This is a genomic window from Stenotrophomonas sp. SAM-B, from assembly GCF_013387485.1.
GTDB lineage: Bacteria > Pseudomonadota > Gammaproteobacteria > Xanthomonadales > Xanthomonadaceae > Stenotrophomonas > Stenotrophomonas maltophilia_AA.
Genome location: NZ_JABBXB010000053.1, coordinates 1 through 427, shown reverse-complemented (window position 1 = coordinate 427; position 427 = coordinate 1). Strand labels below are relative to the sequence as shown.

Below are 427 nucleotides of genomic sequence, written 5' to 3'. Positions count from 1 at the left end.
ACAAGGGTATCTAATCCTGTTTGCTCCCCACGCTTTCGCGCCTCAGCGTCAGTTGTCGTCCAGCAAGCCGCCTTCGCCACTGGTGTTCCTCCTAATATCTACGCATTTCACCGCTACACTAGGAATTCCGCTTGCCTCTCCGACACTCAAGGGATACAGTTTCGAAAGCAGTTCCGGGGTTGAGCCCCGGGATTTCACTCCCAACTTGCATCTCCGCCTACACGCCCTTTACACCCAGTAAATCCGGACAACGCTTGCAACCTACGTATTACCGCGGCTGCTGGCACGTAGTTAGCCGTTGCTTTTTCTCCAGGTACCGTCACGTTCTTCGTCCCTGGTAAAAGAAGTTTACAACCCGAAGGCCTTCTTCCTTCACGCGGCGTTGCTGGGTCAGGGTTTCCCCCATTGCCCAATATTCCCCACTGCT

Annotated in this window: 1 rRNA gene; it reads right to left on the bottom strand. The window is 54.3% G+C overall.

The features are described from left to right. Positions 1–427, bottom strand: a 16S ribosomal RNA gene (locus HH110_RS19200); the annotation flags it as partial.